This is a genomic window from Salinicola sp. (assembly GCF_982684285.1).
Genome location: NZ_CEXLVS010000514.1, coordinates 1 through 1,125, shown reverse-complemented (window position 1 = coordinate 1,125; position 1,125 = coordinate 1). Strand labels below are relative to the sequence as shown.

The 1,125-nt window shown below is 39.7% G+C and carries 2 protein-coding genes; one reads left to right on the top strand and one right to left on the bottom strand.

The genetic code is table 11. The features are described from left to right. Positions 1-58: 58 nt before the first annotated feature. Positions 59-676 carry a cysteine hydrolase family protein gene (locus AC3AYF_RS21570; protein WP_487780515.1) on the bottom strand — a complete coding sequence of 206 codons (618 nt, stop codon included), beginning with the start codon at positions 674-676 and terminating at the stop codon, positions 59-61. A 177-nt stretch (positions 677-853) separates the two neighbouring features. On the opposite strand from AC3AYF_RS21570, the gene AC3AYF_RS21565 reads away from it, so the two are divergent. After that, a partial coding sequence (locus AC3AYF_RS21565; RefSeq protein ID WP_487780514.1) for a winged helix-turn-helix transcriptional regulator occupies positions 854-1,125 on the top strand: 272 nt, incomplete at its 3' end.

Here is a 1,125-nt window from a genome sequence, read left to right as displayed (position 1 = left end):
AAATAAGAGGTGATGGAGGAAGTAAAACTTTTCCTCCATCATTCTCTAGTTTGTATTACTACGCAGCTATACTCGCCTGCTTATCGACCATTAACATAAACTCTTTCGCTGTTAGTGGTTTAGAAAATAGTGGGTAGCTTTTCTCTATCGTTAAATCGTGTTTTGCCAAGTCTATGGTGGCTGTTGCGTCTTTAACGGTATAAACCTCGAATCGCTTGTCGTAGGCTTGTCGCATGGTTGTTTCAACACACACATCAGTTAGGCCACCACAAAGCACAACGGTTTCAATATTCCTGTCACGCAGTTGAGTTTCAAGATCGGTACCTTCAAAACCAGAGATATGATTTTTGGGAATGATTAAATCATCTGTTGATAAGGATATGCTCTCAGCTATTTCTGCTCCCAAAGTTCCTCGAATAAAGGATTGAGATTCAGAAACTGGCCTCATAATGCCATAGGGTTCTGCTCCAGCTTCAGGGCATCCTTGTTCAAAAAATAATGGTGCGAGAATGATGGTTGCTCCAGCATTCCTGCCTGTTTCAATAACCTTGTTCATATTTGCAACGACCTGGTATTTCTTTAATACAGGTTCCATTGCTTCATATAGCTTGCCGTTCGGCGTGAAAAAGTCATTTTGTGCATCCAACACAATAATTGCTGTTTGTTTGATGTTCATACTATTGCCTCATTTTTTAGTGGTAAATTGCTCAATATTTTTGAGAGTCCTTGTTAATTAAGGACTTTCCCAAATGGAGGGCAGATTGTATGATTTCGGATAAATTATTGTAAGTACGCACAAATAACGCAGGTAGTGTACTGTTGTATACCTACTTTGAGATTGTAGAGGGTTGATATGGCTAAAAAACAACGTCACGAAAATTATACTAATTGCCCAGTTGAAGCGGCTTTAGACTTGATTGGTGGTAAATGGAAGGCCGTTATTTTGTTTCATTTAATGGGTGGCACTAAGCGTTTTAATGAGCTGCGACGATTACTGCCAAATGTGACTCAGAGAATGTTGACGAACCAATTGCGCGAATTAGAAGCTGATGGAATAGTACATCGTGAAGTCTATCCACAAGTGCCGCCTAAAGTTGAATATTCGCTGACAAAGTTAGGAGAAAC